5 protein-coding genes are annotated in these 4,841 nt (G+C 70.6%); 2 read left to right on the forward strand and 3 right to left on the reverse strand.

The window, feature by feature from the left end:
* Positions 1 to 3: 3 nt before the first annotated feature.
* Entirely contained in the window at positions 4 to 1,233 is a 1,230-nt protein-coding gene (locus AC6LJ5_RS29860) for an NnrS family protein (RefSeq protein ID WP_498142402.1), read from the forward strand.
* Positions 1,234 to 1,314: 81 nt separating this feature from the next.
* On the opposite strand, the gene AC6LJ5_RS29865 is transcribed toward AC6LJ5_RS29860, so the two are convergent.
* Complete coding sequence (locus tag AC6LJ5_RS29865; protein WP_498142398.1) at positions 1,315 to 2,565, reverse strand: FAD-dependent oxidoreductase; 1,251 nt, start codon at positions 2,563 to 2,565, stop codon at positions 1,315 to 1,317.
* A 116-nt stretch (positions 2,566 to 2,681) separates the two neighbouring features.
* Between AC6LJ5_RS29865 and AC6LJ5_RS29870 the strand changes: the two genes are divergently transcribed.
* Positions 2,682 to 3,599 (forward strand): LysR family transcriptional regulator, encoded by a 918-nt coding sequence (locus tag AC6LJ5_RS29870; RefSeq protein ID WP_498142399.1) that lies wholly within the window; start codon positions 2,682 to 2,684, stop codon positions 3,597 to 3,599.
* 13 nt (positions 3,600 to 3,612) lie between these two features.
* Here AC6LJ5_RS29870 and AC6LJ5_RS29875 read toward each other — a convergent pair whose 3' ends face one another.
* Positions 3,613 to 4,134 (reverse strand): DUF4189 domain-containing protein, encoded by a 522-nt coding sequence (locus AC6LJ5_RS29875; protein WP_498142400.1) that lies wholly within the window; start codon positions 4,132 to 4,134, stop codon positions 3,613 to 3,615.
* A 148-nt stretch (positions 4,135 to 4,282) separates the two neighbouring features.
* Positions 4,283 to 4,645: a hypothetical protein gene (locus tag AC6LJ5_RS29880; RefSeq protein WP_498142401.1), complete on the reverse strand. Its 363-nt coding sequence runs from the start codon at positions 4,643 to 4,645 to the stop codon at positions 4,283 to 4,285.
* Positions 4,646 to 4,841: the final 196 nt, after the last annotated feature.

Raw genomic sequence — 4,841 nt, forward strand, 5'->3', positions numbered from 1 at the left:
TCCATCGACGAACCCGTCCGCGCCCCCGCCCGGCCCCGCCCGCAATGGCGCGCCTTCACCGAAATGGGTTTCCGCCCGCTGTACCTTGCCGGCTGTGCCTGGGCCTTGATCTCGGTGCTGCTCTGGATCCACGCGCCGTCGCTGCTGCGCGGCGAATTGAACGGGCTGGCCTGGCACGCGCACGAGATGCTGTGGGGCTTCGTCGCCACCATCGCCGTGGGCTTCCTGCTCACGGCCGGCGCCAACTGGACCGGCCGCAATCCGCTGCGCGGCAACGCGCTGGCCGCGCTGTGCCTGGTATGGCTGGCCGCGCGCGCCGGCTACCTGGTTCCCGGCCGTCCGGCCTTCCTGCTGGCGGGCATCGCCGACCTGGTCTTCTTCCTGTGGGGCGCGGCGGCGCTGGGGCGCTCGGTCTGGCTGACGCGCAACAAGCGCAACTACGGCGTGCCCTTGCTGCTGGCCGCGCTGGCATCCGCCCATCTGCTGTACCTGACGGCCGCCGTCTCCGGCGACTACCTGGGCCTGATGCGCTACTTCAACGCCGGCCTGCTCAGCATGGCCGTGCTGACCCTGCTGATCGCGCGCCGCGTGCTGCCCTTCTTCGCCAAGCGCGCCGTGGCCGGCCTGGACATTCCGCCGCATACCCGGAGCGGCCACTGGCAGCTCGCGGCCGGCGTGGCGGCCATCGTGCTGCTGCTGGCCGGCGCGCCCAAGGGCGCCGCGCTGGCGCTGGCCGCCAGCGGCCTGATCGCGCTGGTCCAGTGGCTGGCCTGGAAACCCTGGGCCGCGCGGCGCGTGCCGCTGCTGTGGATCCTGTACGCCGGCTACCTGGGCCTGAGCATCGGGCTGCTGGTCGGCGCGGCGCAACTGGCCGGCCTGGTCGTGCGCGTGGCCTGGCCCGCGCACGTGATCGGCGTGGCCGGCTTCTCGGTCATGATCCTGGGCATGGTCACGCGCACCGCGCTGGGCCACCTGGGCCGTCCGCTGCAGACCGACCGCAGCATGGTGCTGAGCTACGCGCTCATCATCCTGGCCGCGCTGCTGCGGCTGGCGGCGCTGCTGCCGTCGAACGCCGTGACGGGTCTGCTGCACGCCTCGGCCACGGCCTGGGCGCTGGCCCTGGCGCTGTATTTGTGGCGTTTTTTTCCGATGATGATCCGGCCGCGCGCGGATGCGGGCGGCCAGGCGACGCCGGTGATGCGGATCAAGCCGGTGGTGGCGCCGCGCGGTTGAACGCGCGGGGTCGCGTCGCTACCCGCGCCTCAATCCAGGCACCCCCTCGGCCGCCCAGCCATCTCGTGGCCGACGTTACCGCTACCGTCCCGCGCCGCTGCCGGCAACGGTGGCCGCCCCGACTTCGGCCAGCGCCTGCGCCGGCAAAGGCAGGCCCCGCCCCCAGCCTTGCGCCAACGCATGCACGCCTTGCAGCGGATCGCTGGCGCGCACGCGCGCGTCGCGCTCGCGGCAAGCCTGCGGGTCGGTGATGAACAACTCGCGCGCGAAGTACCTTGCCTGCCGCGTGATGGCCTCCGTCTTCTCCCGCCGCAATCCGCCGAACCGTTCCAGCGCCTGCTCCAGTTCCGCGCCCGGACCCATGGCCGGATCCTCCATGCAGCGCGCCAGATGCCAGGCATCCTCCAGCGCCTGGCAGGCGCCCTGTCCCGACGTGGGCAGCGGCGCGTGCGCGGCGTCGCCCACCAGCAGCACATTGCCGCGATGCCAGCGGGCCAGCGGTTCCAGGTCGTGCACCGCGATCAGGCGCAGGGCCCGCGGCGGCGTGGCATCGATGACCGCGCCTATGGGATCGGGCCAGCTCTCGAACAGGCGGCGCACCTTGCGCCACTCGCCGTCCTGCGCGGCGGCCGCCGACGCGCGCGCCTGCTCCAGCGTCTGCGCCTGCGCGCCCGCCCAATAGACCTTGCGCCGCCCCAGCGCCACGATGCCGACGCGCTCGCCGTGCCCCCAATAGTCGTGGATGGCAGCGCCGTCCACCAGGTCGCGCGAGCTTTCGGCCACGCCGATCCAGTTGACGAAGCCTTGATAGACCGGCGCGTTGCCGCCCGCCACATGGGCCCGCGCCACCGAGGACATGCGTCCGTCCGCGCCGATGATCAGGTCCGGGCGCGCATGCCCGCCATCCGCGAAGTGCACCACGGCCCGGCCATCCGGATCGTTGGCGATGGCCGTGGCCTCGCGGCCGAACGCCACCGGCACGCCCGCCTCGCGCGCCCGCCGGAGCAGCACCGCTTGCAGGTCCGTGCGCAGGATGGCGCAAGTGGGATATCCCATCAGGCGATCCAGCGGCTCGATATCAAGGCCGCCCAGCGACCTGCCCTGGGCGTCGTAGCGATGCATGGCGGCGGGCGTGCCGCCCAGCGCCAGCACCTCGTCCAGCAATTCCAGATCCGCCAGCACGAAGCCGGCATTCGGCCACAGCGTCACGCCCGCCCCCATCGTGGCCGGCGCCGGGCGGCGCTCGTAGACGCGGGGTTCATGTCCCCGGCGCGCCAGCGCCAGGGCCGTGGCCAACCCCGCCACGCCGCCGCCCAGAATCGCGATATCCATGCTTGCCATCTCCCGTACAGACGCGCTCTTGCGCAAAGCCGTCATGCTAGATTCCGCCACTCTTGATAACCAGAGTGCGAAAATGCAGTTCTCTATGACCTGAAACGGGATAATCCATGCTCAGCAAGCTGGACCTGAACACGGTGCGCGTCTATGCGGCCGTGGTCGATGAACAGAGCTTCGCCGGCGCGGCGCGTCAGCTCCAGCTGCCGGCCTCCAACGTCAGCCGCCACGTGGCCGCGCTGGAACGCAGCCTGGGCGTGCGCCTGCTGGAACGCAGCACCCGCCACCTGCGCATGACCGAGGCCGGCCGCCTGCTCTATCAGCGCGCCAAGCCCTTGCTGGACACACTGGCCGCCACCGCCGAGGAACTGGGCGCCGGCGAGCAGGCATTGCGCGGGCCGCTGCGCATGTGCATGCCCGGCGAAGCCCCGCTGCTGCTGGGCCCGATCATCGCGGAATTCTGCGCCAGCCATCCCGGCGTCGAACTGCAATGCGACACCCGCATGGCCGGCGAACAGGCGCTGCGCGAGGACATGGACCTGGCCATCGTGTTCCATCGTGGCGACCAGGACGACAGCACGCTGGTCACGCGCGAGCTGGCCAGCCTGCCCAGCCTGGTCGTCGGCGCGCCCGGGCTGATCGCCCGCGCCGGCATGCCCACGCGCACGGCGCAGCTCAAGACGCTGCCCTGCATCACGACCTTGAGCGCGTTGCAGGGGCAACCCTGGCGTTTTGTGGACGCCGCCGGACGCATGGTGAAGGTGCCGGTGCGCAGCCGCTACCGCGTCAACAGCGGCGCGCTGGCGCTGGCGGGCGCGCGCCAGGGTATCGGCTATGCGATCCTGGCGGCCGGTCCCTGCCAGGAGGATCTGGCGGCGGGCCGGCTGGTGGAGGTGCCGCTGGAATTGCGGCCGGCGCCCTTGCAGCTGCTGGCCGTGTATGGCCATCGGCATTCGGCCAGCGCGCGTATTCGTACCCTGCTGGACCTGATCAAGCTGCGCTTGGATGAGATGGCGCCGACCAAGGCCTGAGCGCCGCCCCGCCCTATTGCACCCGCACGGGCATGCTGCAATCCGAGAAGAAGACCTCGCAGGTGCCGCCGCTATCGCGGTTGCATTGATTGAGCGCCTGCTCCGTGGCTTGCTCCAGCGTGGCCGCGAACTTGGCGACCGCCCAGTTATTGCCCCAGACGATGACGCCACATTGATTGGCGTAGGAGATTTCCAGCTTGCAGGCGCCGCCGCCCTTCTGCCGGCAGATCGCCACGGCATCGTCTTCAGCCTGCCGCCGGCCGGTCCGACTGCCCGCGACCCCGGTCTTGCCCGACACGGGATCGAAGGCGATCGCCCCCCAACGCTCCTCCCAGCGGACGGGCGGGGGAGCCGGCTGCTGCGGCTGCTGGGCGCCGCCGGGAACTTGGTAGAGGCCGGGAATGGGAATGCACTGGGCGGTGCCCAACGCGGCCATGGTGTATCCGTCGGGACAGCCTTGCTCGGCCGCCGCCGGACGCATCGCGGCCAGCGCAAGGGCGAAAGTGGCGAATGCCAGGACGAGAAAACGCTTCATCGGAATGCCCTTGTGATGGTCGATGGGTCGTGCTGCGCGGATACTAGCAATCGGCGCGGCCGGCGGCAATATGCGCAGCCGGGCATCCCGGCCCGGCTGGGCGGGCGGGTGCGGATGCCCGCCCTGACGAATGCGCCAGGCGCCGCGCCTACCAGGGGAACGGCGGGTCGGTCCGGAACTCCAGGCCGGCCTCGGCAAGCGTCTCCCGCATCGGCGCGATCTCGTAGGCGAGCCCGGTGAACACCAGCCCTTGCGGCGCTTGCAACCGTTTTCGCGCCTCCGGCACGCTGACGCCCGCCAGGCTCGCCACTGCCTGCAGATGCGCGTTGTTGTCGATGTCACCCAGGATCACGGTCACTCGATAGAAAGTCGCATCGTTCAGGAAGTCAGGCAGGCAGGTGGTGAGCAAAGCCCAGGAGCAGAGTGTGCAGAACATGCCCTGGCTGGCGCCTTGGCGTCGGACTTCCAGGAGTCCGCCGCAGTCGGGGCAGATGGAGTCGGAGATGTTCATCGTGCTGTCTTTCCTGGAAAGAACCTGCGCCATGTTTCCTGGGCGGGTCGTATCGCTGTTGTACGTCGCGGCGCCGACACCCCGACCTGGAACGAGCGACAACTATCCCCCATCTCCGCGTCTGAGGCAAAGGCATCATCATTCCCCCTGGCCACCGCCGCCTTCCTTTCCCGCGACAGCCGCGCCCCCTCAAACC

It is taken from the genome of Achromobacter sp. 1011791174, assembly GCF_059760925.1.